The following is a 25,322-nucleotide window of genomic DNA, read 5'->3' on the forward strand; positions in this document are numbered from 1 at the left end:
TGGAGCTGAAGTGCGCCAAACGGAAGAATTTCCTGTCTCCGGCCTCGGTCGGCTCCCCGCGACTTCGCTACCATGCAGCTTGTTGCCAAGTTAGGGGGAACGCCCCTGTCGGCCCGCGATGCGCTTGATTCGCTGACTCGAAGCCATCTACAGTGCCTGAACGTTTGCGCAAAGGCCCGAGGACGGAGCCAGGCTTTGCGTGGGGATCCCGAATGATTGAGAACGCATGAACAATTCAGCCGCTCAGAACGACGCGCCGCCGGCAGCACCGGGAAGCTTGGGCCATTGGCTGGCGGGGCATGCCGACTTGGCGAGCGAGATGGGCGGCACCTTGCTTGGCTTGGTGGAGCCGCTGAGTTTGCTGGCGGCGATCAAGTCGCTGGCCACCGGTCGCTATGTGTTTGCCAGTGCCGGGCTTGATCGTCTGTTCGAGCGCAGCGAAAGCTCGGTGGTCGGCAGCGTCGACAACGACTTGATGCGTGCCGAAGAAGTGGTGGCCATGCGCCGTGTCGAGCAGGCCGTGATGGCCCAACGCACCATCACCGTCAGCGAGCATCGTCTGGAACTGAGTGGGCGACGTCGCGAGTTCACCGTCACCCGTGCAGCGTTGGGCAGCGAGTTTGTCTTGTCCGTGTGGCAGGAGCGAACCGAGGAGCGGCATCGCGAGAGTCACTTGCAGCGCGCCTTGCAGCAGCTGGAGCAGCAGCAAAAAGCGCTGGAACAGATCCGACGTGAGCTGCAGCAGGGCAGTGGCCGCGATGAAGTTTCCGGCCTGTATCTGCAGGCGCAGTTCGATGATCAGCTTCTGCGCGAGATCGATCTGTCCACACGCGAGCACCGTGAGTTCGCTTTGGTCATCATCGCGCTCGATCCGGCGCCGGCCGCCGTGCAGGCCCTGGGCGAAGAGGCCAATCAGCGCTTGCTCGAAGGCATGGGTCGCATGCTGCGCGCCAACACGCGCGCCATGGATGCCGCCTGCCGTGTTGGACACAGCCGCTTTGCCGTGCTGCTTTCAGGCGTGGGCCTGGCGACGGCCCATGCCCGTATGGAGCAGCTGCGCCGCCAATGCATGGCCCAGATCATCGTGCTCAATGGGCAGGACATGGGACTCTCCTTGTCCATGGGGGTGAGCAGCTTCCCGCACACGGCATCCAAGCATGAAGAACTCTGGTCGGCCAGCGAGGCGGCCGTCCATGAGGCTCAGCGTCGTGGCGGCAATCAGGTGGTGCTGGCTTCGATCCCGTTCGGGGCCTGAGTTAGCCTGAACCTGCCGCTGCAGCGCTCAGCTCAGCAGCTCGTTGATCAGCGCCCATTCCTCGGCGCTGACTGGCGTGATGGAGAGGCGGCTCCCCGCCTGCAGCAAACGCATACCGGCCAGGCCCGGCTGCTTACGCAAATCGGCCAAGCTCAAGAGCCGGGTCTTGCGCTCGAAGCGCACGTCGACGTTCAGCCAGCGCGCGGCCTCCGGTTTGGATTTGGCGTCAAAGTAGGGGCTGCTCGGATCAAACTGCGTGGCGTCCGGGTAGGCCAGACTGGCCACCCGGGCCAAGCCGGCGATGCCGATCTGTTTGGGCTTGGGGCAGGATGAGTGGTAGAACAGCACGCCGTCCCCGGGCGCCATGTCGTCACGCATGAAGTTGCGCGCCTGGTAGTTGCGCACGCCGACCCAGGGCAGGGTTTGATCTTGCGCACGCGCCAAGTCATCGATCGAGCATTCCGAGGGCTCGGACTTCATCAACCAATGCTTCATGGTCTGTAGTGCCTCGACAGGGTTGGTTCGGCAATGAAAATCGGCCCGCAAGGGGCCGATTGGAAGAATGAGGTGTCCACCGCGAACCGTGAGCCGCATTCCTGAACCCAGGGGATTCAGGTGGGCAAGGTCAGCCAAACTTCGGGTTCATCTGACGCGAGACGATCACACCAGTCGGGCGATGTTCCAAGCCCAAGCTCTAAGAGCATCGGTTCAAGGAAATATAGAGCTCACGCGAATGCGATGGACGTTGCCATTCTACGGCGACCGGGAAGAGCCGAGGATGAAATCAGAGCAATTGCCCGTCGTGACCCAGGGCTTCATCGAGGCGGCGGATCAGGCCATCGAGGTCGGGTAGTTCGGCGTCACCGGCACCGGCAGCCTTGCCGCGAACCCCGGGCACCGGCTTGTCTTCTGCCAGTTGGTAAGCCAGGTTCAGCGCTGCCAGCACGGCGATGCGTTCGCGCGCCTTGACGCGGCCGGCGTCGCGAATGGCGCTCATTTCTTTGTCGACCTGGCTGACGGCCTTGCTCAGCGCCGCTTCGCCACCCTCGGGGCAGCCCAGCAGATAACTCTGCCCCATGATGGTCACTTCCATCTGCTTCATGGATGATTCTTTCCGGATTCACTTTCGACGGGCAGGCGTTCCAGCAAGGCATCAATGCGCGCGCGCGCGGCATTCAGGCGCGAACGCTGGCTGTCACGCTCCTGGCTCAGCGCTTGAACCTGCTCCTGAAGCAGCGCATTGGTGCGCTTCAACTCTTCATGGCGCAAGAGCAATCGCTCGACGCGGTCGATCAAGTCGTTGAGGCTTGGCATGGTTTCCCGTGGCTCCCTAGGGCTTTTTCGGAACAGTTCCTACTTTGGCAAGCCGGGATTGTAGGCGGCGGCCCTCGTCGCAGAACGAAGCCACGCTGCAGCTTTCACACAGCGGCGCCCGCGCCTTGCAGACATAGCGGCCATGCAGGATCAGCCAATGGTGTGCGTCGACCAGAAACTCGGCAGGAATTCGCTTGAGCAGGCCGAGTTCAACAGCCAGTGGCGTCTTGCCCGGTGCGAGTCCGGTGCGATTGCCGAGGCGGAATAAATGGGTGTCCACCGCCATGGTCGGCTCCCCAAAAGCAACGTTGAGCACCACATTGGCGGTCTTGCGGCCGACACCCGGCAGGGCCTCGAGCGCATCGCGGGTGCGTGGAACCTGGCCACCATGTTGCTCGACCAAAATCTTGCAGGTGGCGATCAGGTGCCGCGCCTTGCTGCGGTAGAGGCCGATGGTGCGGATGTATTCGCTCAGCCCTTCTTCGCCCAGCGACAAGATTTTTTGCGGCGTGTTGGCGACCGGGAACAAGCGCCGGGTGGCCTTGTTGACGCCGACATCGGTGGCCTGGGCTGAAAGCAGCACGGCCGCCAGCAGCTCGAACACGCTGCTGTACTCCAGCTCGGTCTGCGGGCTGGGGTTGGCAGCGCGCAGGGTGGTGAAAAAGCCGTGGATCTGTTGCGCGTTCATGGGCGCGATTGTGCACGGGCCGCCGAGGCGTGACTCAGGCCTGGCGCTGCGCTCGTGCCCGCGCTAAAGCGGCTTGGATCACAGCCCGCTTGCGCTCCAGATCGTCGGGTGCCGTCAGCTTGGACGCGGCAGCCAGGTCAGCCAGCTTGGCTTCTGCCTTGGCCTGCAAGCGGGCGGCGTTGTCGCGCTGCTCACGCTCGGCCTTGAACTGGTGAAAGCCATATCGCTCACGCGCCGCTTCGGCCTGCAATGGGCTCCAAGCCTGCCAGCCGGTTTGCTCGCCACTGACCGGGCTCATGGAGATGCAGTCCACCGGGCAGGCCGGCACGCAGAGCTCGCAGCCCGTGCATTGCTCGGTCACGATCAAGTGCATTTGCTTGGGTGTGCCGACGATGCAGTCGACCGGGCAGGCCTTGATGCACAGGGTGCAGCCGATGCACCAGGCTTCGTCGATGACGGCCAGCGCCCGCGGCCCTTCCTGGCCATGGTCTGCGCTCAGAGGCAGGGTGGCCCGGCCCGTCAGCGCAGCAAGACGCGCCACGCCTTCGCTGCCACCGGGCGGGCATTGATTGATGTCGGCCTCGCCGCAGGCCACGGCCTGCGCGTAGGCGCGGCAGTCCACATAGCCGCAGCGAGTGCACTGCGTCTGCGGCAAGGCCGCATCGATTCGATCTGCCAGCGTCAGGGCGACGGCCGGCATGGCTTCAGTCGAGCGCTTCAAGTCTTGGCGCGGCCTTTGCGTGCCTTGCTGACGGTTGCCTGAGCTTCGGCCTCGGCAGCGGCTTCGCCGTGGTCGTACTTGGCGATGAAGTCGCGCACTTCCGGGTAGACCTTCTCGCGCCAGCGGCGGCCGGAGAAGATGCCGTAATGCCCGGCGCCGACGGCATCGTAGTGGTACTGATGCTCTGGCGCGATGCCGGAGCACAGCGCATGGGCGGCACGGGTCTGTCCGGCGCCAGAGATGTCGTCCAACTCGCCTTCCACGGTCAATAGGGCTGTGCCTTGGATGTCCTGTGGGCGAACCAGCTGACCCTTGACGTTCCAGGTTCCGTTGACCAGCGCAAAGTCCTGGAACACGGTCTTGATGGTGTCCAGGTAGTACTCGGCCGGCATGTCCAGGACGGCGTTGTACTCGTCGTAGAACTGGCGGTGCGAATCAGCGCCGTCGTCGTCGCCGCGCACCAGGTCGAGGAAGTAGTCGTAATGCGAGCTCAGGTGGCGGTCCGGGTTCATGGCCACAAAACCGGTGTGCTGCAAGAAGCCAGGGTAGACCGCGCGGCCAGCACCCGGGAAATTGGTCGGCACGCGGTAGATCACGTTCGACTCGAACCAATTGAAACTGCGGTTCATGGCCAGGTTGTTGACCGCGGTCGGGCTCTTGCGGGCGTCGATGGGGCCGCCCATCATGGTCATGCTGCGCGGCGTGGTCTCGCCAAGGCTTGCCATCAAGGAGATGGCAGCCAGCACCGGCACGGTGGGCTGGCAAACCGAGATCACATGGCAGTCCGGGCCCAGGTGGCGGATGAATTCCTGCACATAGGCGATGTAGTCGTCGAGGTGGAAGGGACCAACTTCAAGCGGCACCATGCGGGCGTCCGTCCAGTCCGTGATATAGACCTTGTGGTCCTTGAGCAGCTGCTTGACGGTGTCGCGAAGCAGGGTGCTGTGGTGGCCAGACAAGGGCGCGACGACCAGCACCGTCGGCTGGTCTTTCATCTTGCTCAGCACCGCCAGATCATCGGTGTAGCGCTTGAAGCGCAAGAGGCGGCAAAAGGGCTTGTTGATGGGCACCAGTTCCTGCACGGCCACTTCCACGCCGTCCACTTCGACTCCGCGGATGCCGAATTCCGGCTTTTCGTAGTCCTTGGCCAAACGGTGCATCAGGTCCAGTCCGGCCGAGACGCGCTGGGCCATGGGGGCATGGGAAAACGGCGACAGCGGATGGCTGTAGAGCTTGGCAGAGGCTGCCGCGAACTCCGAGAACGGGCTCATCAGGGCGCGTTGGGTTTCAAAAAGCTGGTACAGCATGGGTGTGCCTCGGGTCGTGGTGCGCAAGGCTCTGGGGCGCCGCGCGGGGTTGCTGAAGCTCGATCTTGCCTGAAATCAATGGTGCGGTGCAGCATTTTACTGCGGGCTGCACAGTGGCATGGTCGGCTATTAGCGGTGAAAAGCGTGGCAGCTCGCAGCGAACAAACCCGAAAATGTGCGCAGAACGCCCCAAAACGGGGCGTTCTGCGAGCGTCTCAGGCAGCTGCGGGCATCAGCCGCGCAGCACCGCCGCCATGGCTGCCGCCACGGCCGGCAGGTTCTTCTCGTTCAGCGCAGCCACGCAGATGCGGCCCGAATCCACGCCGTAGATACCGAACTCGCTGCGCAGGCGCTGCATCTGCGCAGCAGTCAGGCCCGAATAGCTGAACATGCCCTTCTGGCGGATCACGAAACTCAGATCCTTCTCGACACCGGCGGCGCGCAGGGCGCCGACCAGGGCTGTGCGCATGGCGCGGATGCGCAGGCGCATGCCAGCCAATTCTTCTTCCCACAGCGCGCGCAGGGCCGGGCTGGACAGCACGGTGGCCACAACCTGGGCGCCGTGGGTCGGTGGGTTGGAGTAATTCGTGCGGATGACGATCTTGAGTTGGCTCAGCACGCGGCCGGCTTCTTCGCCAGAAGCGCAGACCACGCTCAGCGCACCGACACGCTCGCCGTAGAGCGAGAAGCTCTTGGAGAAGCTGGTCGAGACGAAGAAGTCGAGTCCGGCGGCCAGAAACTGCTGGATGACGGCGCCGTCTTCGGCAATGCCTTCGCCAAAGCCCTGGTAGGCCATGTCGAGGAAGGCGACCAGGCCGCGGGCCTTCACGGCTTCGACCACCTGGCTCCACTGGGCCGGTGTCAGGTCGTAGCCGGTTGGGTTGTGGCAGCAGGCGTGCAGGACGATGACCGTGCCGGCAGTTGCCGCCTGCAGTGCGGCGAGCATGCCTTCGAAGTTGACGCCGAGATTGGCGGCGTCGAAGTAGGGGTAGGTTTCAACTTGGAATCCGGCGTTGGTGAACAGGGCGCGGTGGTTTTCCCAGGATGGGTCGGAGATCAGCACGCGGGCGCCGGGGTTCAGGCGCTTGAGGAAATCGGCGCCGATCTTCAGGCCGCCGGTGCCGCCAATCGCTTGCACGGTGGCCACGCGCTTGTCGGCCAGCACGGCGCTGTCGGCGCCGAAGACCAGGCCTTGCACCGCCTTGTCGTAGGCGGCGATGCCGTCGATGGGCAGGTAGCCGCGGGCCTTGGGATCAGCCAGCATGGCGCGCTCGGCTTCGGCCACGCATTTCAGCAGGGGCAGCTTCCCGTTCTCGTCAAAGTAGACACCCACGCCCAGATTCACCTTTGCCGGGTTCGGATCGGCATTGAATTGTTCGTTGAGGCCCAGGATGGGGTCACGGGGGGCCATTTCGACGGCGGCAAACAAGGACATGGAAAGCTTCCTGACAGGACGGTGGCATGAACAACAAAGTGCAATCGCTGGGGCTTGCGGCGCTGCGGCTCGGCCTGCGCTACCCTTGCGGGTTGCCCAGCCTTGCGATTTTAGGTGGGCCCTTCGCTTCTCTCCTTGTTACTGACCCGGCTCCAGCACATGCAAGATTCAGATCGCCTCATTGACAAAATCGCCGAAGGTGCTGAGGCGCCCAAGGGTGAGTTCGTGTCTTTCGAAGGCTCGCCGTTCCAGTTGTTCCAGCCATTTCCACCGGCAGGAGACCAGCCGACGGCGATTGCGCAGCTGATCGAGGGCATCAACGACGGCTTGAGCTACCAGACCCTGCTGGGCGTGACCGGCTCGGGCAAGACCTTCACCATGGCCAATGTGATCGCCCGCCTGGGGCGCCCGGCCATCATCTTTGCGCCCAATAAGACGCTGGCGGCCCAGCTTTACAGCGAATTCCGCGATTTCTTTCCCAACAACGCGGTCGAGTATTTCGTCAGCTACTACGACTACTACCAGCCCGAAGCCTATGTGCCGCAGCGCGATCTGTTCATCGAGAAGGACAGCGCCATCAATGAGCACATCGAGCAACTGCGCCTCTCCGCCACCAAGAGCCTGATGGAGCGGCGTGATGTGATCATCGTGGCGTCTGTTTCGGCCATCTACGGCATCGGCAATCCGAGCGATTACCACCAGATGGTGATGACGCTGCGCAATGGCGACAAGATGGGGCAGCGCGATGTCATCGCCCAGCTGATTCGCATGCAGTACACCCGCAATGAGGTGGAATTCAGCCGCGGCGCCTTCCGCGTGCGTGGCGACACCATCGATGTCTTTCCTGCCGAGCATTCGGAGCTGGCCCTGCGCATCGAGCTTTTCGATGACGAGGTTGAGACCTTGCAGCTCTTCGACCCGCTGACCGGCAAGATCCGTCAGAAGATCGCGCGCTTCACCGTCTATCCGAGCAGCCATTACGTCACGCCGCGCGAAAAGGTGCTGGGCGCTATGGAGACCATCAAGGAGGAGCTGCGCGAGCGCCTGGGTTTCTTTGTCAAGGAAGGCAAGCTTGTCGAGGCCCAGCGCTTGGAGCAGCGCACCCGCTTCGACCTGGAGATGTTGCAGGAGGTGGGGCACTGCAAGGGCATCGAGAACTACACCCGGCACCTGTCCGGCGCCGCGCCTGGCGAGCCGCCGCCGACCTTGGTGGACTATCTGCCCAGCGATGCGCTGATGTTTCTGGACGAAAGCCATGTGCTGATCGGCCAGTTCGGCGGCATGTACAACGGCGACCGGGCGCGCAAGACCACGCTGGTGGAGTATGGCTTCCGTCTGCCCTCGGCCCTGGACAACCGCCCGCTCAAGTTCGACGAGTTCGAGCGCAAGATGCGCCAAGCCGTGTTCGTGTCCGCCACACCAGCGGCCTATGAACAGCAGAATGCCGGGCAGGTGGTGGAGCAGGTGGTCCGACCGACCGGCTTGGTCGACCCCCTGGTCGAGGTGCGCCCGGCTACCCATCAGGTGGACGATGTGCTGCAGGAAATTCGCCTGCGAGTGGAGGTCAATGACCGCGTCTTGATCACCACCCTGACCAAGCGCATGGCCGAACAGCTGACCGATTATTTGAGCGACAACGGCGTCAAGGTGCGCTACCTGCACTCCGACGTGGACACGGTCGAGCGGGTCGAGATCTTGCGTGACCTGCGCCTGGGAGCATTCGATGTGCTGGTTGGCATCAACTTGCTGCGTGAAGGGCTGGACATTCCCGAGGTCTCGCTGGTGGCGATTCTGGATGCCGACAAGGAGGGCTTTTTGCGCTCGGAGCGCAGCCTCATCCAGACCATCGGCCGTGCTGCGCGCAACCTCAACGGCAAGGCCATTCTGTATGCCGACCGGGTGACGGAATCGATGCGCAAGGCCATGGGCGAGACCGAGCGCCGCCGCAGCAAGCAGCTGGCGTTCAATGAGGCCAATGGCATCACGCCGCGCAGCATCAACAAGCGCATCAAGGACTTGATCGACGGCGTTTACTCCGACAAGAGTGGCCGGGACGATCAGAAGCTGCTGCAGGTGGCCGAGGTGGAGCAGATGTCCGAGAAGGACCTCAGCAAGCGCATGGCCTTGCTCGAGAAGCAGATGCTGGAGCATGCCCGCAATCTGGAGTTCGAGAAGGCGGCGCGCGTGCGGGATCAGCTGGCCCAGCTGCGCGAGCAAGCCTTTGGCGCGGTCGTGCACGACAATATCGCTTAGCCGCGGCGCTCAGAGCAGCTCTGCCCCTGGGGCTCAAGGCCCTGCCGAATCTCTGGTTTTGGGGTCGCCCGGCAAGACTCTCAGTAATTGAGTAAAATAGTCGGAATTGGTCAAGGGTAAACCCGTCAAGCGGGCCGGCCCTGACCCCAGTGCCTCACAGGGCTTCGCTCTTGGCACCTGGTTCTGCGGACTCAAAGGAGAGTGATATGCGTCTCACCACCAAAGGTCGGTTTGCCGTCACAGCGATGATTGACTTGGCCCTGCGTGAAAACGGTGGCCCGGTTGCGCTGGCGGCCATCAGCCAGCGTCAGCAGATTTCGCTGTCCTATTTGGAGCAGTTGTTCGGCAAGCTGCGTCGCCATGAGCTGGTGGAAAGCACCCGCGGCCCGGGCGGCGGCTATTCGCTGGGCCGCAAGTCCAGTGAGATCACGGTGGCCGACATCATCGTGGCCGTCGACGAGCCCATCGACGCCACAGGCTGCGGCGGCAAGGAAAACTGCATGGGCGAGGACACCGGCCGCTGCATCACCCACGAGCTCTGGACCAGTCTCAACGCCAAGATGATCGAGTACCTCGATTCGGTGTCCCTGCGCAAGCTGGTGGAAGACCAGCTCTCCAAAGGCGTCACCATTGAAGAGTCGCCGATGAAACGCGCCATTTCATCGACCCCGGTGGTCAAACCTATTCGCATCACCGCCCCGAATTCGGTCTTCGCCCTCGGCAACGCCTTTACCAAGTAAGACTGCCAGCCCAGTCGCCAGCACAGAATAAAAAGCCAATCTCGAACATGGACATGACCCCGCATTTCCCCATCTATCTCGACTACGGCGCCACCACGCCGGTGGACCCGCGCGTGGTCAGCGCCATGGTGCCTTGGCTCAGCGAGCATTTCGGCAACCCGGCATCGCGCAGCCATGCCTGGGGCTGGGAGGCGGAAGCGATTGTCGAGAAGTCGCGTGAACAGGTCGCGGCTCTGATCGGCGCCGACCCGCGCGAGATCGTCTGGACCTCGGGTGCCACCGAGTCCATCAACCTCGCCATCAAGGGCGCAGCCCAGTTCTACAAGACCCGCGGCAAGCACATCATCACACTCAAGACCGAGCACAAGGCGGTGCTGGACACCTGTCGTGAGTTGGAGCGTCAGGGTTTTGAGGTGACTTACCTCGAGGTGCAGGCGGATGGCCTGCTGGATCTGGATGCGTTCAAGGCGGCTATTCGCCCGGACACCATCCTGGCTTCGGTGCTCTACGTCAGCAACGAGATTGGCGTGATCCAGGATGTTCCGGCCATTGGCGCGATCTGCCGCGAACGCGGCATCATCTTCCACGTCGACGCGGCCCAGGCCACCGGCAAGATCGCCATCAATCTGGCCGAGCTGCCGGTGGATCTGATGAGTCTGGCTTCGCACAAGACCTACGGCCCCAAGGGCATCGGTGCCTTGTATGTGCGGCGCAAGCCGCGTGTGCGCCTGGAAGCTCAAATGCACGGCGGCGGCCAGGAGCGCGGTATGCGCTCGGGAACTTTGGCCACGCACCAGATCGTCGGTATGGGTGAGGCATTTCGCATCGCCAAGGAAGAAATGGCGTCCGAGGGCGAGCGCATCCGCATGTTGCATCAGCGTCTGCTGAATGGCCTCAAGGACATCGAACAGGTCTTCGTCAATGGCGACCTCGAGCGCCGCGTGCCGCACAACTTGAACATGTCCTTCAACTATGTGGAGGGCGAGTCCTTGATCATGGGTGTCAAGGGCTTGGCGCTGTCCTCCGGGTCGGCCTGCACTTCGGCCAGCTTGGAGCCGAGCTATGTCTTGCGCGCCCTGGGTCGCAGCGACGAGCTGGCGCATTCTTCTCTGCGCATGACCATCGGCCGCTTCACCACCGTGGAAGAGATCGATTACGCCATCGCTACTCTGAAGGACCGCGTGGCCAAGCTGCGCGAACTTTCGCCGCTGTGGGATATGTACAAGGACGGTATCGACCTCAGCACCATCCAGTGGGCTGCCCACTGAAAGACCACAGCCCGCCGCGGACCTGAATCTGTGGTGAGCCGGCTCTGCGACCACTTTGTCGCAGGGCAGCCAATAGCTAGGAGAAAAAATCATGGCATACAGCGAAAAAGTCGTTGATCACTACGAAAACCCGCGCAACGTCGGCGCCTTTGAAAAGGGCGACGACTCGATCGGCACCGGCATGGTCGGTGCGCCGGCCTGCGGCGATGTGATGAAGCTGCAGATCAAGGTCAACCCGGCCACCGGTTTGATCGAAGACGCGAAATTCAAGACCTACGGCTGCGGCTCGGCCATTGCATCGAGCTCGCTCGTGACCGAATGGGTCAAGGGCAAGAGCCTGGATCAGGCCCTTGCCATCAAGAACACCCAGATCGCCGAAGAGCTGGCCCTGCCGCCGGTGAAGATCCACTGCTCCATCCTGGCCGAGGACGCCATCAAGGCGGCCGTGGACGACTACCGCGCCAAGCACACGCAGTAAGGACGGCGCCATGTCAGTGACCGTGACCGAAGCCGCCGCACGCCATGTGACGCGCTACATCAGCAAGCGTGGCCGAGGTGTTGGCGTGCGCCTGGGCGTCAAGACCACCGGCTGCTCCGGCCTGGCCTACAAGCTGGAGTACGCCGATGAGGTGGCCCCCGAGGATGTGATCTTCGAAGGCCATGGCATCAAGATCCTGATCGATCCCAAGAGCCTGCCCTATCTGGATGGCACAGAGCTGGACTTCGTCCGCGAAGGCCTGAACGAAGGCTTCAAGTTCCGCAACCCGCGCGAGAAAGACCGCTGCGGCTGCGGCGAGTCCTTCCGCGTGTAATACAGTGCTGCGCCGCGTAAGCGGTGCAGGCCAGGAGGGCGCGGCGTCGGTCCGCGCTTTTTTCATGGCTGAAGCCGAGTGGCGGCAGCCCTGTGCCCGCCCAAAGATTTGAAAAGCCCGAGACCTGTTTGCCCATGAAACTCGATGACGACGACTTCAGCCTGTTCGGCCTGCCGCAGCGGCAGACCCAGGATCGCGCCGCCATCGATGCCAGTTGGAAGGCCTTGCAGGCCCAGGTGCACCCCGACCGTTTTGCGGCCCAAGGTGCCGCGGCGCAGCGCCTGAGCGCGCAGTGGGCGATGCGGGTCAACGAGGCGCACCAGCGCTTGCGCGATCCGCTCAAGCGCGCGGCCTATCTGTGCGAGCTGCGCGGTGTGCCGCTGCAGATCCACGAGAACACCCGCATGCCCACGGCGTTCCTGATGGAGCAGATGGCCTGGCGCGAGGCCCTGGACGAGGCGCAAGGCCTGGCCGAAGTGGAGGCGTTGGATGCCGAGGTGGCCACGCGCGAGCGTGAGCTGCTGGCCGAGGTGCAGCGCCTGCTCGATGCCGACACCGATATGGCCGCCGCCACCGCCGCGGCCGCCCAGCAGGTGAGGGCGCTGATGTTCATTCACCGATTCCGTTCCGATCTCGATCGACGCCTGGAAGCCCTAGGACAATAAAACATGGCTTTGCTGCAAATTTCCGAACCGGGTCAGTCGCCCAATCCGCATGAGCGTCGCATCGCGGTGGGGATTGACCTGGGCACCACCCATTCCCTGGTGGCCGCTGTGCGCCACGGTGTGGCCGAATGCCTGCCCGATGAGCAGGGGCAGGTGATCCTGCCCTCGGCTGTGCGCTACCTGGAAGAAGGTCGCCGTCAGATCGGGGCCGCTGCACTGGCCGCGCAGGCCGAGGACCCGGTCAACACCATTGTTTCGGTCAAGCGTTTCATGGGCCGCGGCCTGGCCGATGTGGCCGAGCGCAGCCAACTGCCCTATGACTTCGAAGACACGCCGGGCATGCTGTCCCTGCGCACCCGCGATGGCCTGAAGTCGCCAGTGGAGATCTCGGCCGAGATCCTGGCCACCTTGCGCTTCCGTGCCGAGGACAGCTTTGCCGATGATGTGTTCGGTGCCGTGATCACCGTGCCCGCCTATTTCGACGACGCGCAGCGCCAGGCCACCAAGGACGCGGCCCAACTGGCCGGCCTGAATGTGCTGCGCCTGATCAACGAGCCCACGGCCGCGGCCATTGCCTACGGACTCGATAACGCCAGCGAAGGCCTTTACGCCGTCTACGACCTCGGCGGCGGCACCTTTGACATCTCCTTGCTGCGCCTGAGTCGTGGCGTGTTTGAGGTGGTCGCGACGGGCGGCGATGCTGCGCTGGGCGGCGATGATTTCGACCGTGTCCTGGCCGATTGGGCGTTAGCGCAAAGTGGCCTGCAGCTGAGCTCTGCCCATGACAAGCGTGCGGTTCTGGTGGCAGCGCGTGCGGCCAAGGAGCAACTCTCAAGTGCTGATAGCGCAGTGCTGCAGGTTCGGCTGGATGCAGGCGCGCTCGAGCTGCGCGTGTCTCGCAGCCAGTTCGAAACCCTGGCCCAGCCGCTGCTGGCTCGCACGCTGAGCGCCGTCAAGCGCGTGCTGCGCGACGCCAAAGTGCGGGCCGACGAGGTGCAGGGCACGGTCATGGTGGGCGGCTCCACCCGCATGCCTTGCGTGCGCGAGGCGGTGAGTGCCTTGTTCGGCCGCGAAGTGCTGACCAATCTGAACCCCGATGAGGTGGTCGCCCAGGGCGCCGCCGTCCAGGCCAACCAACTGGCCGGCAATGCCGCCGATGGCGACATCCTCTTGCTGGACGTGATCCCGCTCTCGCTGGGTCTGGAAACCATGGGCGGCCTGGTCGAGCGCATCATCGAGCGCAACGCCACCATCCCTGTCGCCCAGGCGCAGGACTTCACCACCTTCAAAGATGGCCAGACCGCCATGGCCCTGCATGTGTTGCAGGGTGAGCGCGAGCTGGTCAGCGAGTGCCGTTCGCTGGCGCGCTTCGAGCTTCGCGGCATCCCGCCCATGGTGGCCGGTGCTGCGCGCATCCGCGTGACCTTCCAGGTCGATGCCGATGGCCTGCTCAGCGTGGCAGCCAAGGAATTGGGTTCGGGCGTTGAAGCCACCATCCAGGTCAAGCCCAGCTACGGCCTCAGCGATGACCAGATCGCCGGCATGCTTAAGGACGGCTTTGCCAGCGCCGAATCCGACATGACGGCACGCAAGCTGCGCGAGGCGCGTGTCGAGGCCGAGCGCATGCGTCTGGCCACGCTGTCCGCCCAGGCCGCCGACGGCGACCTGCTGTCCGAAGGCGAGCGGGCCGACATTGCCAGCCTGCTGCAGGCGATGGCGCAGGCGGCCGATGGCGAGGATGCCGATGCCATCACCGCTGCCGTTGAAGCCCTGGCCAAGGGCACCGAAGCCTTTGCCGCCGCGCGCATGAACCGCGGCATTCACAAGGCCTTGACCGGCCGCAGCGTCGACCAGATCTGAGCCGGCGCGCCGCGCCAGGAGAGCCCCATGCCTGTCATCAAGATTCTTCCCCACGCCGAGTATTGCCCCGAGGGCAAGACGGTCAACGCGCCGGCTGGCACCTCGATCTGCGAGGCGCTGCTGGACAACCAGATCGCCATCGAGCACGCCTGTGACATGGTTTGTGCCTGCACCACCTGCCACGTGATCGTGCGCGAAGGCATGGCCTCGCTGTCCGAGATGGAGGAGGGCGAGGAGGACATGCTGGACCGCGCCTGGGGTCTGGAGCCTGATTCACGCCTGAGCTGCCAAGCCATCCTGGGCCAGAAGGACGTCACCATCGAGATCCCCAAGTACTCGATCAACCACGCCAAAGAAGGCCACTGAGCAACGCCATGCTGGTTCTGGGATTCGAATCGTCCTGCGACGAAACCGGCGTGGCGCTGGTCGAGGTGCCGGCTGCTGGCGCGCCACAGCTGCGCGCCCAGGCCCTGCACAGCCAGATCAGCATGCACCAGGCCTACGGCGGCGTGGTGCCAGAGCTGGCTTCGCGTGATCACATCCGCCGCGTATTGCCGCTGACGCGTGAGGTGCTGTCGCAAGCCCAAGTGGCTTTGAGCGACATTGATGTCATCGCCTACACCCAGGGCCCGGGCCTAGCAGGCGCCTTGTTGGTGGGCGCCGGTGTGGCGGTGGCCATGGCGGCGGCGCTGGACAAGCCCACGGTGGGTGTTCATCACCTCGAGGGGCATTTGCTCTCCCCGTTTCTGTCGGTCGATCCGCCGGAGTTTCCCTTCGTTGCTTTGCTCGTGTCGGGTGGGCACACCCAGCTGATGCGGGTGGACGATGTCGGCCAGTACCAGATGCTGGGCGAGACCATCGACGACGCCGCAGGCGAAGCCTTTGACAAGAGTGCCAAGCTGCTGGGTCTGCCCTATCCGGGCGGCCCGCACCTGGCCAAGTTGGCCGAGCAGGGCGACCCGACGGCATTTGATCTGCCCCGGCCCATGCTCAAGAGCGGCAAGCCCGATTTCAGCTTTGCCGGCTTGAAAACAGCCGTGCTGACTCAGGTAAAGCGCCTGGGCGAGGCGCCGACTGAGCAGCAAAAAGCCGATCTGGCTGCCAGCACGCAGGCGGCCATCGTCGAACTGCTGTTGCGCAAGTCCTTGCTGGCCTTGAAAGAGACCGGGCTCAAGCGCTTGGTGGTCGCCGGTGGCGTCGGCGCCAACCAGCATCTGCGTGAGCAGCTCAATGCGGCCTGCGCCAAGCGTCAGATCCGGGTGCATTACCCAGAGCTGAGTTTGTGCACCGACAACGGCGCCATGATCGCCATGGCCGCTGCGATGCGCCTGCAGCGCGGCATGGCCACGCTGCGGCCGGGTGCCGGTTTTGAGGTCAGACCGCGCTGGATCCTGGGCGCGGCCTGAGGCGAGCGTTGCTCAGCTGACCTTGAGCTGGCTCGCGCCACTCGCTTGGCGCTTGACCAGGGTCAGGGTCAGCACGCCGTGCTCGAGTGTGGCGCTAGAGTCGCCCTGGGTCACTTCCTGGGGCAAGGTCAGATTGCGCGAAAAGCGTGTGGCGGCTCGCTCGCGGTGCAGCACGCGGCTGCCTTCGCTTGTGTCTGGGGCTGCGGCCTGTTCGGCATCGATCGTGATGCGTCGACCGTCGATGGTGATCTTGACCGCTTCCTTGCTGACACCGGGCAGGTCCAGTTGCAGGCGGTACTCCCGGTCGGTTTCGCTGACATCAAGCGCCGGGCTGCGCAGCGAAATGGCTTTGCTGTCGGCTTGGAGCAGGCTTTCCAGGCGGCGTTCAATCTGGCGCTCCAGCTGGCGCGAGAACTCGTGGCTGTGGCGGGTCATGGGAAGCACGAACATGGCAATCTCCTGTTGATGTAAGCCGATGGTGGCCTTGGGAAGCTAGCGACTGCTGGCCCCGTGCTGTGTGAAATTGGCCTGCTTGCCGCGCCTTCAAGAGCCGTCAAAAATGTGCTTGTCCGCCACTTGGCAGAAGCGCAAACGCCTCCATTTGCGGCCGCCGCCCATGTGGGGCGGTGGTGGGCGGATCGCCAGCCGCCATGTTTGCGCTATACTCAGCAGGTTTTTCGCCTTCGACTGTGGTCGGGTGGTGGAGAACAAAGGCACGGCTCGGGTCGGTTTCACCCGTGACCGCAAGTTAAAACCATGGAAACCGTCTGTGTATCTGCAAAGCAATTTTTGCGGGCCGGCGGCTTCCGACAATCAGGAACGCAACATGTCCGTCGCAGATATCAACAAAGCAGAAATCGTTCAATCGAACGCCCGCAGCGCCAACGACACCGGCTCGCCGGAAGTCCAGGTCGCTCTGCTGACAGCCCGTATCAACGCGCTGACCCCTCACTTCAAGGCCAATATGAAGGACCACCACGGTCGTCGCGGCCTGCTGAAGATGGTCAACACTCGCAAGAGCCTGCTGGCCTATCTGAAGGCCAAGGACGCAACGCGTTACACCGCGCTGATCCAGAAGCTGGGCCTGCGCAAGTAATTTGCCGCTGAGATCAAGGAGCCTGTCTGGGTTGTTCGTCCAGTACAGGCTCTTTGTCTTTTGGCTTCGCATGGAGTTGAGCTGAAGTGGCGCTGCTGTGTCATTCCAAGGCCTCTGTGGGCGGTGTCGCTCGATCAGATTCCCTGGAATGGCATCCCGCCAAACCCAGTCTCACTCTCGGTCTTGAGGCGGCACCGCAAGCCGCTTCGACACAGCCTGCAGGCCTGGGTGCCGGCGGGCAAAGAGGAGAGACACAATGAGCTTGTTCAATAAAGTCACCAAGACCTTCCAGTGGGGCAACCACTCCGTCGTGATGGAAACCGGCGAAATCGCTCGCCAGTCCAGCGGCGCTGTCGTCGTGAACATCGAAGGCACCGTGGTGCTGGCCACTGTGGTGGCCAAGACCGAAGCCAAGGCCGGCCAGGACTTCTTCCCGCTGACCGTCGACTACCTGGAAAAGACCTATGCCGCCGGCAAGATCCCGGGCAGCTTTTTCAAGCGTGAAGGCCGCCCGAGCGAGCTGGAAACACTGACCAGCCGCTTGATCGACCGCCCGATCCGCCCGCTGTTCCCTGAAGGCTTCTACAACGAAGTCCAGGTCGTCGTGCATGTGTTGTCGCTGAATCCTGAAGTCCAGGCCGACATCGCTGCCCTGATCGCTTCCAGCGCTGCGCTGGCTGTGTCCGGCATCCCGTTCAACGGCCCCATCGGCGCTGCGCGCGTGGGTTATGTCAACGGTGAGTACATCCTCAACCCCGGCAAGACCGAGCTGATCAACAGCAAGATGGACCTGGTCGTTGCCGGTACGCAAGCTGCTGTGCTGATGGTTGAGTCCGAGGCCGATGGCCTGAGCGAAGAGATCATGCTGGGCGCCGTGGTGTTCGGTCATGAGCAGGGCAATATCGCCATCGCCGCCATCGACGAGTTGGTGCGCGACGCTGGCAAGCCGAGCTGGAACTGGGTTGCCCCGGCCAAGAACGAGCCCCTGATCGCCAAGGTCGGCGCTCTGGCCGACGAGGCCCTGGCTGCTGCTTACCAGATCCGCAACAAGCAAGCCCGTACGCAAGCCTGCCGCACCGTCACCGCCAACGTGATGGCTGGCCTGAAGGCCGATGGCGTCGAGTTCGACAAGGTCGAAGTCGAAAGCCTGCTGTTCGAGATCGAAGCCCGCATCGTGCGCGGTCAGATCCTGGCCGGTGAGCCGCGTATCGATGGTCGCGACACCCGCACCGTGCGCCCGATCGAGATCAGCAACAGCATCCTGCCGCGTACCCACGGTTCGGCCCTGTTCACCCGCGGTGAAACGCAGGCTCTGGTCGTCGCTACGCTCGGTACTGACCGTGACGCTCAGCGCATCGACGCCCTGGCCGGCGAGTTCGAAGACCGCTTCATGCTGCACTACAACATGCCTCCGTTCGCCACTGGCGAAACTGGCCGCGTGGGCAGCCCGAAGCGCCGCGAAATCGGCCACGGTCGTCTGGCCAAGCGCGCTCTGATCGCCGCTTTGCCGAGCAAGGAAGACTTCCCTTACACCATGCGTGTGGTGTCGGAAATCACCGAGTCCAATGGTTCCTCGTCGATGGCTTCGGTCTGCGGCGGCTGCCTGGCACTGATGGACGCTGGTGTGCCGATGAAGGCCCACGTGGCCGGCATCGCCATGGGCCTGATCAAGGACGGCAACCGTTTCGCCGTGCTGACCGACATCCTGGGTGACGAAGATCATCTGGGTGATATGGACTTCAAGGTGGCCGGTACCACCGGTGGCATCACTGCCCTGCAGATGGACATCAAGATCCAGGGCATCACCAAGGAAATCATGCAGGTCGCTCTGGCTCAAGCCAAAGAGGCTCGCCTGCACATCCTGGGCAAGATGGTTGAAGCCATGGGTACGGCCAACACCGAGGTGTCCCAGTTCGCGCCGCGTCTGTACACCATGAAGATCAACCCGGAGAAGATCCGTGACGTGATCGGCAAGGGCGGCGCCACCATCCGCGCGCTGACCGAAGAAACCGGCACCACCATCGACATCGGCGAAGACGGCACCATCACCATCGCCTCGACCGACGCTGAAAAGGCCGAATACGCCAAGAAGCGCATCGCCGAGATTACCGCCGAAGTCGAAATCGGCAAGGTCTACGAAGGCCCGATCACCAAGATCCTGGACTTCGGTGCACTGGTGAATCTGCTGCCTGGCAAGGACGGCCTGCTGCACATCAGCCAGATCGCCCATCAGCGCGTCGAGAAGGTGACCGACTTCCTCAAGGAGGGCCAGATCGTCAAGGTCAAGGTCATGGAAACCGACGAGAAGGGTCGTATCAAGCTGTCCATGAAGGCGCTGATCGACCGCGACGCAGCTCCGGTGCAGGCGCCGGCTGACGCTGAGTAAATCCAGCCCATGAAGGCGATCGCCATCACCCGCCCCGGCGGACCTGAGGTGTTGCAGATGGTCGAGCGACCCGATCCCGTTGCCGGGATTGGGGAGTGCTTGATTGCGGTGGAGGCCTATGGCATCAACCGCCCCGATGTCTTGCAGCGCAAGGGCGCTTATCCGGCTCCGGCGGGTGCCAGCGATTTGCCCGGGTTGGAAGTGGCGGGGCGCATCGTTGCTGGTGATGCTGACGCTTTGGCGGCGGCGGGGCTGGGCGTGGGCGATGCAGTTTGCGCCCTGGTGGCCGGTGGTGGCTATGCCGAGCTTTGTGTGGCGCCCATTGGTCAATGCTTGCCGGTGCCGACTGGCTGGACCATGGCCGAGGCGGCCAGCTTGCCGGAGACTTGCTTCACGGTCTGGTCGAATGTGTTCGGCCGTGCCGCGCTTCAGCCCGGTGAAAGCCTGCTGATCCATGGCGGCAGCAGTGGCATCGGCGTGACGGCGATCCAGATGGCCAAGGCCTTGGGTTCGCGCGTGCTGGTGACGGTGGGTTCGGCCGCTAAGGCGGAAGCTTGCTTGAAGTTGGGGGCTGATGTTGCCATCAACTACCGCGAGCAGGACTTCGTCGCGGAAGTGAAGCGAAGCACGGACGGGCGTGGCGTCGATGTGATCTTGGACATGGTCGCTGGCTCCTATGTGGAGCGCGGTGTTCAATGTTTGGCTGACGATGGGCGCATGGTCATCATCGCGGTGCAAGGTGGTGTCGACGCGCGTTTTGATGCGGGTGCGGTCTTGCGGCGGCGGCTGACGGTCAGTGGCTCGACCTTGCGGCCGCGTTCGCTGGCCTTCAAGGCGGGCGTGGCGCGGGCGCTGCGCGAGCGAGTCTGGCCTTTGCTGGCCTCGCGTGTGATCGCACCGGTGATTTATCGTGAGCTGCCGGCCAGTGAGGCCGCGCAGGCTCATGCGCTGATGGAGTCGGGCGAGCACATCGGCAAGATTGTCTTGAGCTGGTGATTGGCCCTGCAGCCCTTCGGGTGGAGAGTTTGGAGAACAAGATGCGCAAGAAACTGGTCGTTGGCAATTGGAAGATGCATGGCAGCCGCGCTGCCAATGCGGCCCTGTTGTCGGGCCTGAAAGAGCAGGGCCCTTGGTCCGCCGAGGTGGCTGTCTGTGTGCCTTTCCCCTATCTGGCGGAAACGGCGCTGGCTTTGACTGGCCAGGCTGTGGTTCTGGGTGCGCAGGATTGCTCGGCTTTTGAGCAGGGTGCGTACACCGGTGAGGTTTCCTCGGCCATGTTGGCCGATCTGGGTTGCCGTTATGTCATCGTCGGTCACTCGGAGCGGCGTGCCTATCACCATGAGAGCGATCAGCTGGTGGCGGACAAAGCCAAGGCAGCACTTGCGCATGGTGTGACACCGATTGTTTGTGTCGGCGAGACTCTGGCGGAGCGCGAGGCGGGGCAAACCGAAACCGTGGTCAAGCGTCAGTTGGCGGCGGTGATCCATACCTTGACGCATTGCATTGGCGAGATCGTGCTGGCTTATGAGCCGGTCTGGGCCATCGGTACTGGTCTCACGGCCAGCCCCGAGCAGGCGCAGGCTGTTCACGCGGTGCTACGCATGCAGCTTCATGCGGCCACGCAGAAGTCCGATGCCATGCGCATTCTCTATGGTGGCAGTGTCAAGCCGGACAATGCGGCCCAGTTGTTTGCTCAGGCGGACATTGACGGCGGCTTGATCGGCGGGGCTGCCTTGAAGGCGGCGGATTTCGCGGTCATCTGCCGCGCTGCGAATTGAATCGAATGTGAGTGGACTCCGCTGTGGATAGCGGAAGCCTTGAAAAAGAACGATTGATTGGAGAGTTAGAAATGCAGGTCATGATGAATTTGGTTTTGGTGGTCCAACTGCTGAGCGCGCTGGCCATGATTGGTTTGGTCTTGGTGCAGCAGGGCAAGGGCGCCGATATGGGTGCTTCCTTTGGCAGCGGCGCCTCGGGCAGTCTGTTTGGCGCCACAGGTAGCGCCAATTTCCTGTCGCGTAGCACGGCCGTTTGCGCCACCTTGTTCTTTGCCTGCACCTTGGCCTTGGCTTACCTTTCCAACCACCGTGCGGGTGCGGCTGGTGCGGAAACCGTTCTGGATCGTGCTGCTCCGGCTGCTGTTGCGGCTTCGGGCGCTGCGGCCATTCCCGGTGCTGCACCTGTGATCGCGCCGGCGGCACCTGCGGCCTCGAACTGAAGCCCTTGGACCGTCCTGGGTCGACTCAGCGTTGACCTTGGGCGGGCAAGCGCCAGAAATTCAGAAAATCCTTGCGAGCTTGTCAAAAAGCTCAAAATTTTCGGTATAGAATTCAAGGCTGCCTGGGAAGCAATCCCTCTCACTGACAAGATCAGTGCCAGGCAGAATGAGTAAGTGAGTATCAGCCGTCGTGGTGAAATTGGTAGACACGCTATCTTGAGGGGGTAGTGGCGAAAGCTGTGCGAGTTCGAGTCTCGCCGACGGCACCAAATGTTCGGTTAATATCCAAAGGTTGGAGCCTGCGGAATATTGGTCGTAGCGCCTCTGTTGCAAGGGTGTGGGCAAACAAAGTTTGTCGCATTTTTGCGGGGGACATGGCGGGCGCAGTCCGTGAGCGATACATTCGCTGGCGGCGCGCCCGTTGCTTTTGTCAAATCACTGCATAAAACTCGGCCGGGGCCTGGAGGCGTACGGCGGTTTTTCAAAGAGCGTCACCTATGAACTTGGATCAGTACCTCCCCGTCATCCTCTTCATCCTGGTCGGCGCAGGCGTCGGTGTGGCGCCCCAAGTGCTCGGCTTCCTGCTCGGGCCGAATCGGCCGGATCAGGCCAAAAACTCCCCCTACGAATGTGGCTTCGAGGCCTTTGAAGACGCGCGCATGAAATTCGATGTGCGCTATTACCTCGTGGCCATTCTGTTTATCTTGTTCGATCTGGAAATTGCCTTCCTGTTTCCCTGGGCGGTATCGCTCCGCGAGATTGGTGCGGCCGGATTCTGGTCGATGATGATTTTCCTGGGCATTCTGGTCGTGGGTTTTGTCTACGAATGGAAAAAGGGCGCCCTGGACTGGGAGTGATTGTTAGCCCCTCGCCCGGCGCTGTGCGCTGGTCGGTCCCCCGAGGGGACGCCAATCCTTGATTGGCATGGCGGGCCCGCTTGGCAGAAATGCTGGGTCAGGGCTTGGCGCTCGGCCCGCAAGGGCCTGAACGAATGAAAGCTTGCAATGGGTATTGAAGGCGTATTGAAAGAAGGCTTTGTCACCACTTCGGTCGACACGCTGATCAACTGGTCCAAGACCGGTTCCCTCTGGCCGATGACATTCGGTCTGGCCTGTTGCGCGGTTGAAATGATGCACGCGGGCGCGGCCCGTTATGACATCGACCGCTTCGGCATGTTGTTCCGCCCCAGCCCACGCCAGAGCGATCTGATGATCGTGGCCGGCACGCTGTGCAACAAGATGGCTCCGGCCCTGCGCAAGGTGTACGACCAGATGGCCGAACCGCGCTGGGTGCTCTCCATGGGCTCCTGCGCCAATGGCGGCGGTTACTACCACTACAGTTATTCCGTCGTACGCGGCTGCGATCGCATCGTGCCGGTCGATGTGTATGTGCCGGGCTGTCCGCCGACGGCCGAGGCCTTGCTGTACGGCATCCTGCAGTTGCAGGCCAAGATTCGCCGTGAAAACACGATCGCGCGCTGAAGGATCAAGCACCGATGAGCAAACTTGACACCCTGAAGGCCGCGCTGCAAGCAGCGCTGGGCGAGCGAATTCAGAGCCTGAAGACGGAGTTTGGTGAGGTCACCTTGCAGGTGCGTGCCGCCGACTACCTCGCTGTAGCCAAAACCTTCGCGACCATTCCGAGCTGCGTTTCGAGCAGCTGATCGATCTTTGTGGCCTGGATTACAGCAGCTACAAGGATGGCGCATATGAGGGGTCGCGTTATGCCGTGGCTTCGCACCTGCTGTCGATCAACAAGAATTGGCGTTTGCGTCTCAAGGTGTTCTGCCCTGATGACAATCTCCCTTGTGTTGCCGCCGTCACGCCGATTTGGAATTCGGCCAACTGGTTCGAGCGCGAAGCCTTCGATCTTTACGGCATCATTTTTGATGGCCATGAAGACCTGCGCCGCATCCTGACTGACTATGGCTTCATCGGACATCCGATGCGCAAGGACTTCCCGACCTCGGGTCATGTGGAAATGCGCTACGACGCCGAGCAAAAGCGCGTGGTCTACCAGCCGGTGACCATCGAGCCGCGTGAAATCACGCCGCGCATCATCCGCGAAGACAATTACGGTGGACTTTGATTCATGGCTGAAATCAAGAACTACACCCTGAATTTCGGTCCCCAGCATCCCGCCGCCCACGGCGTGTTGCGTCTGGTGCTGGAGTTGGATGGCGAAGTCATCCAGCGCGCCGATCCTCATATTGGCTTGCTGCACCGTGCCACCGAAAAGCTGGCCGAGAGCAAGACCTACATCCAGTCGCTGCCGTACATGGATCGTCTGGACTATGTGTCCATGATGGCCAATGAGCAGGCCTACTGTCTGGCGATCGAGAAGATGCTCGGCATTGAAGTGCCGGAGCGCGCGCAGTACATCCGGGTGATGTTTGCCGAAATCACCCGTCTGCTGAACCACCTGATGTGGCTGGGCGCGCACGGTCTGGATTGCGGCGCGATGAACGTGCTGATTTACGCCTTCCGTGAGCGTGAAGACCTGTTTGACATGTACGAAGCGGTGTCGGGCGCACGCATGCATGCGGCCTACTTCCGCCCGGGCGGTGTTTACCGTGATCTGCCGGACACCATGCCGCAGTACCGCGTCTCCAAGATCAAGAACGCCAAGACCCTGGCCAAGATGAATGAGAACCGCAGCGGCTCGCTGCTGGACTTCATCGAGGACTTCTGCAATCGCTTCCCCAAGAACGTCGACGACTACGAAACTCTGTTGACCGACAACCGGATCTGGAAGCAGCGGACGGTTGGCATCGGCGTGGTCACGCCTGAGCGCGCGCTGAATATGGGCTTCACCGGCCCGATGCTGCGTGGTTGCGGCATCCCCTGGGATCTGCGCAAGACCCAGCCTTACGACGCCTACGCCAAGCTGGACTTCGACATCCCGGTCGGCACCAACGGCGATACCTACGACCGTTACGTCGTTCGCGTCGAGGAAATGCGGCAGTCCAATCGCATCATTCAGCAATGCGTGAAATGGTTGCGCGCCAATCCGGGCCCGGTCATCACCGACAACCACAAGGTGGCGCCGCCTTCTCGCGTGGACATGAAGTCGAATATGGAGGAGTTGATCCACCATTTCAAACTGTTCACCGAAGGCTTCCATGTGCCTGAAGGCGAGGCCTACGCGGCCGTCGAGCACCCCAAGGGCGAGTTCGGCATCTACATCGTCAGCGATGGTGCCAACAAGCCATACCGTTTGAAGATCCGCGCCCCGGGCTTCGCCCACTTGGCTGCGCTGGACGAGATGGCCCGCGGCCACATGCTGGCCGACGCCGTGGCCATCATCGGCACGATGGACATCGTGTTCGGTGAAATCGATCGTTGAGTGATGAGCATAGCGATGACAACGAACAACGAATCCTATGTGCTGAGCGAGGCCACTGCGGCCCGCTTTGCGCGTGAAGTGGCCAAGTACCCGGCGGACCAGAAGCAGTCGGCCGTGATGGCCTGTCTGTCCATCGTGCAAGACGAGATCGGCTACGTCTCGCGCGCCAGCGAAGACGCGATTGCCGCCTATTTGGGCATGCCGGCGATCGCCGTCTACGAAGTGACGACCTTCTACAACATGTACAACCAGCGCAAGCTGGGTCAGTTCAAGTTGAACGTCTGCACCAATCTGCCTTGCCAGCTGCGCGACGGCCAGAAGGCGCTCAACCACCTGTGCGAGAAGCTCGGTGTGGAAGAGGGCGGTACGACGGCCGATGGCCTGTTCACCGTGCAGAAGAGCGAGTGCCTGGGCGCATGCGCCGATTCGCCGGTCATGTTGGTCAACGACCGTCAGATGTGCAGCTTCATGAGCCACCAGCGCCTTGATGAGCTGGTCGACGTGCTCAAGGCCCACGCCGCGGCCGAAGCCGCTGCGGCCAAGAACTGAGGAA

The 25,322-nt window shown here is 62.7% G+C and carries 27 protein-coding genes, 1 tRNA gene, 1 other RNA gene and 1 pseudogene; 21 read left to right on the plus strand and 9 right to left on the minus strand.

Annotated elements, in window-relative coordinates; all coding sequences use genetic code 11:
* The first annotated feature begins 226 nt into the window (after positions 1-226).
* On the plus strand, positions 227-1,255 hold the full coding sequence (locus ACQY39_RS15050; RefSeq protein ID WP_428507551.1) for a GGDEF domain-containing protein: 1,029 nt from the start codon (positions 227-229) through the stop codon (positions 1,253-1,255).
* A gap of 27 nt (positions 1,256-1,282) precedes the next feature.
* On the opposite strand, the gene ACQY39_RS15055 is transcribed toward ACQY39_RS15050, so the two are convergent.
* From ACQY39_RS15055 to ACQY39_RS15090, 8 genes are all read right to left on the minus strand, one after another.
* Positions 1,283-1,750, minus strand: a complete 468-nt coding sequence (locus tag ACQY39_RS15055; RefSeq protein ID WP_428507553.1) for an EVE domain-containing protein — start codon at positions 1,748-1,750, stop codon at positions 1,283-1,285.
* A 71-nt stretch (positions 1,751-1,821) separates the two neighbouring features.
* A non-coding RNA gene (gene ssrS, locus ACQY39_RS15060) (6S RNA) lies at positions 1,822-2,001 on the minus strand.
* 38 nt (positions 2,002-2,039) lie between these two features.
* Entirely contained in the window at positions 2,040-2,357 is a 318-nt protein-coding gene (locus tag ACQY39_RS15065) for a cell division protein ZapA (protein ID WP_428507555.1), read from the minus strand.
* Positions 2,354-2,569 carry a cell division protein ZapB gene (gene zapB, locus ACQY39_RS15070; protein ID WP_263517331.1) on the minus strand — a complete coding sequence of 72 codons (216 nt, stop codon included), beginning with the start codon at positions 2,567-2,569 and terminating at the stop codon, positions 2,354-2,356. The genes ACQY39_RS15065 and zapB overlap by 4 nt, the downstream gene beginning before the upstream one ends.
* Positions 2,570-2,585: 16 nt before the next feature.
* Positions 2,586-3,257, minus strand: coding sequence for an endonuclease III (gene nth, locus ACQY39_RS15075; protein WP_428507557.1), 672 nt, complete (start codon positions 3,255-3,257; stop codon positions 2,586-2,588).
* Positions 3,258-3,291: 34 nt separating this feature from the next.
* Positions 3,292-3,957, minus strand: a complete 666-nt coding sequence (gene rsxB / locus ACQY39_RS15080; RefSeq protein ID WP_428510834.1) for an electron transport complex subunit RsxB — start codon at positions 3,955-3,957, stop codon at positions 3,292-3,294.
* A gap of 17 nt (positions 3,958-3,974) precedes the next feature.
* Positions 3,975-5,285, minus strand: a complete 1,311-nt coding sequence (locus ACQY39_RS15085; protein WP_428507559.1) for a polyhydroxyalkanoate depolymerase — start codon at positions 5,283-5,285, stop codon at positions 3,975-3,977.
* Positions 5,286-5,517: 232 nt separating this feature from the next.
* Positions 5,518-6,720, minus strand: a complete 1,203-nt coding sequence (locus tag ACQY39_RS15090; RefSeq protein ID WP_428507561.1) for an amino acid aminotransferase — start codon at positions 6,718-6,720, stop codon at positions 5,518-5,520.
* A gap of 159 nt (positions 6,721-6,879) precedes the next feature.
* Here ACQY39_RS15090 and uvrB point away from each other — a divergent pair, with 159 nt between their 5' ends.
* The 9 genes from uvrB to tsaD all read left to right on the plus strand — a co-directional run bounded on the left by uvrB (position 6,880) and on the right by tsaD (position 15,724).
* Positions 6,880-8,973 carry an excinuclease ABC subunit UvrB gene (gene uvrB, locus ACQY39_RS15095; protein WP_428507563.1) on the plus strand — a complete coding sequence of 698 codons (2,094 nt, stop codon included), beginning with the start codon at positions 6,880-6,882 and terminating at the stop codon, positions 8,971-8,973.
* A 206-nt stretch (positions 8,974-9,179) separates the two neighbouring features.
* A complete protein-coding gene (locus ACQY39_RS15100) occupies positions 9,180-9,713 on the plus strand; it encodes a Fe-S cluster assembly transcription factor (protein WP_263517326.1) in 534 nt (177 codons plus the stop codon).
* A gap of 47 nt (positions 9,714-9,760) precedes the next feature.
* Positions 9,761-10,981 carry an IscS subfamily cysteine desulfurase gene (locus ACQY39_RS15105; RefSeq protein ID WP_428507565.1) on the plus strand — a complete coding sequence of 407 codons (1,221 nt, stop codon included), beginning with the start codon at positions 9,761-9,763 and terminating at the stop codon, positions 10,979-10,981.
* Positions 10,982-11,072: 91 nt separating this feature from the next.
* Positions 11,073-11,459, plus strand: coding sequence for a Fe-S cluster assembly scaffold IscU (iscU, locus tag ACQY39_RS15110; RefSeq protein ID WP_428507567.1), 387 nt, complete (start codon positions 11,073-11,075; stop codon positions 11,457-11,459).
* A gap of 10 nt (positions 11,460-11,469) precedes the next feature.
* On the plus strand, positions 11,470-11,793 hold the full coding sequence (gene iscA / locus ACQY39_RS15115; RefSeq protein ID WP_102770309.1) for an iron-sulfur cluster assembly protein IscA: 324 nt from the start codon (positions 11,470-11,472) through the stop codon (positions 11,791-11,793).
* A gap of 134 nt (positions 11,794-11,927) precedes the next feature.
* Positions 11,928-12,458 carry a Fe-S protein assembly co-chaperone HscB gene (gene hscB / locus ACQY39_RS15120; RefSeq protein ID WP_428507569.1) on the plus strand — a complete coding sequence of 177 codons (531 nt, stop codon included), beginning with the start codon at positions 11,928-11,930 and terminating at the stop codon, positions 12,456-12,458.
* A 3-nt stretch (positions 12,459-12,461) separates the two neighbouring features.
* Positions 12,462-14,318: a Fe-S protein assembly chaperone HscA gene (gene hscA / locus ACQY39_RS15125; protein ID WP_428507571.1), complete on the plus strand. Its 1,857-nt coding sequence runs from the start codon at positions 12,462-12,464 to the stop codon at positions 14,316-14,318.
* Positions 14,319-14,345: 27 nt separating this feature from the next.
* Positions 14,346-14,684 (plus strand): ISC system 2Fe-2S type ferredoxin, encoded by a 339-nt coding sequence (gene fdx, locus ACQY39_RS15130; RefSeq protein ID WP_102770312.1) that lies wholly within the window; start codon positions 14,346-14,348, stop codon positions 14,682-14,684.
* 8 nt (positions 14,685-14,692) lie between these two features.
* Positions 14,693-15,724 (plus strand): tRNA (adenosine(37)-N6)-threonylcarbamoyltransferase complex transferase subunit TsaD, encoded by a 1,032-nt coding sequence (gene tsaD, locus ACQY39_RS15135; protein ID WP_428507574.1) that lies wholly within the window; start codon positions 14,693-14,695, stop codon positions 15,722-15,724.
* Between the two features lie 12 nt (positions 15,725-15,736).
* Here tsaD and ACQY39_RS15140 read toward each other — a convergent pair whose 3' ends face one another.
* Positions 15,737-16,174, minus strand: a complete 438-nt coding sequence (locus tag ACQY39_RS15140; protein ID WP_428507576.1) for an Hsp20/alpha crystallin family protein — start codon at positions 16,172-16,174, stop codon at positions 15,737-15,739.
* 376 nt (positions 16,175-16,550) lie between these two features.
* On the opposite strand from ACQY39_RS15140, the gene rpsO reads away from it, so the two are divergent.
* The 11 genes and pseudogenes from rpsO to nuoE all read left to right on the plus strand — a co-directional run bounded on the left by rpsO (position 16,551) and on the right by nuoE (position 25,318).
* Entirely contained in the window at positions 16,551-16,820 is a 270-nt protein-coding gene (gene rpsO / locus ACQY39_RS15145; protein WP_102770315.1) for a 30S ribosomal protein S15, read from the plus strand.
* A 256-nt stretch (positions 16,821-17,076) separates the two neighbouring features.
* On the plus strand, positions 17,077-19,206 hold the full coding sequence (gene pnp / locus ACQY39_RS15150; RefSeq protein ID WP_428507578.1) for a polyribonucleotide nucleotidyltransferase: 2,130 nt from the start codon (positions 17,077-17,079) through the stop codon (positions 19,204-19,206).
* A 9-nt stretch (positions 19,207-19,215) separates the two neighbouring features.
* Positions 19,216-20,202, plus strand: a complete 987-nt coding sequence (locus ACQY39_RS15155; RefSeq protein ID WP_428507580.1) for an NAD(P)H-quinone oxidoreductase — start codon at positions 19,216-19,218, stop codon at positions 20,200-20,202.
* 41 nt (positions 20,203-20,243) lie between these two features.
* Positions 20,244-20,984 carry a triose-phosphate isomerase gene (tpiA, locus tag ACQY39_RS15160; RefSeq protein WP_428507582.1) on the plus strand — a complete coding sequence of 247 codons (741 nt, stop codon included), beginning with the start codon at positions 20,244-20,246 and terminating at the stop codon, positions 20,982-20,984.
* A gap of 71 nt (positions 20,985-21,055) precedes the next feature.
* Complete coding sequence (secG, locus tag ACQY39_RS15165) at positions 21,056-21,424, plus strand: preprotein translocase subunit SecG (protein ID WP_428507584.1); 369 nt, start codon at positions 21,056-21,058, stop codon at positions 21,422-21,424.
* Between the two features lie 184 nt (positions 21,425-21,608).
* A tRNA-Leu gene (locus ACQY39_RS15170) sits at positions 21,609-21,693 on the plus strand.
* A 228-nt stretch (positions 21,694-21,921) separates the two neighbouring features.
* A complete protein-coding gene (locus tag ACQY39_RS15175) occupies positions 21,922-22,281 on the plus strand; it encodes an NADH-quinone oxidoreductase subunit A (protein WP_263517316.1) in 360 nt (119 codons plus the stop codon).
* 147 nt (positions 22,282-22,428) lie between these two features.
* Entirely contained in the window at positions 22,429-22,905 is a 477-nt protein-coding gene (locus tag ACQY39_RS15180; protein WP_047484384.1) for a NuoB/complex I 20 kDa subunit family protein, read from the plus strand.
* A 14-nt stretch (positions 22,906-22,919) separates the two neighbouring features.
* Positions 22,920-23,512 (plus strand): annotated as a pseudogene (locus tag ACQY39_RS15185) (NADH-quinone oxidoreductase subunit C).
* Between the two features lie 3 nt (positions 23,513-23,515).
* Complete coding sequence (locus ACQY39_RS15190) at positions 23,516-24,769, plus strand: NADH-quinone oxidoreductase subunit D (RefSeq protein ID WP_263563474.1); 1,254 nt, start codon at positions 23,516-23,518, stop codon at positions 24,767-24,769.
* 15 nt (positions 24,770-24,784) lie between these two features.
* The gene (gene nuoE / locus ACQY39_RS15195; protein ID WP_428507588.1) at positions 24,785-25,318 is read left to right on the plus strand and encodes an NADH-quinone oxidoreductase subunit NuoE; all 534 of its coding nucleotides are present in this window, start codon (positions 24,785-24,787) and stop codon (positions 25,316-25,318) included.
* The last annotated feature ends 4 nt before the right edge of the window (positions 25,319-25,322 follow it).

This window comes from Roseateles sp. (genome assembly GCF_965262435.1).
In the GTDB taxonomy this organism is placed as follows: Bacteria; Pseudomonadota; Gammaproteobacteria; order Burkholderiales; family Burkholderiaceae_C; genus Paucibacter_A.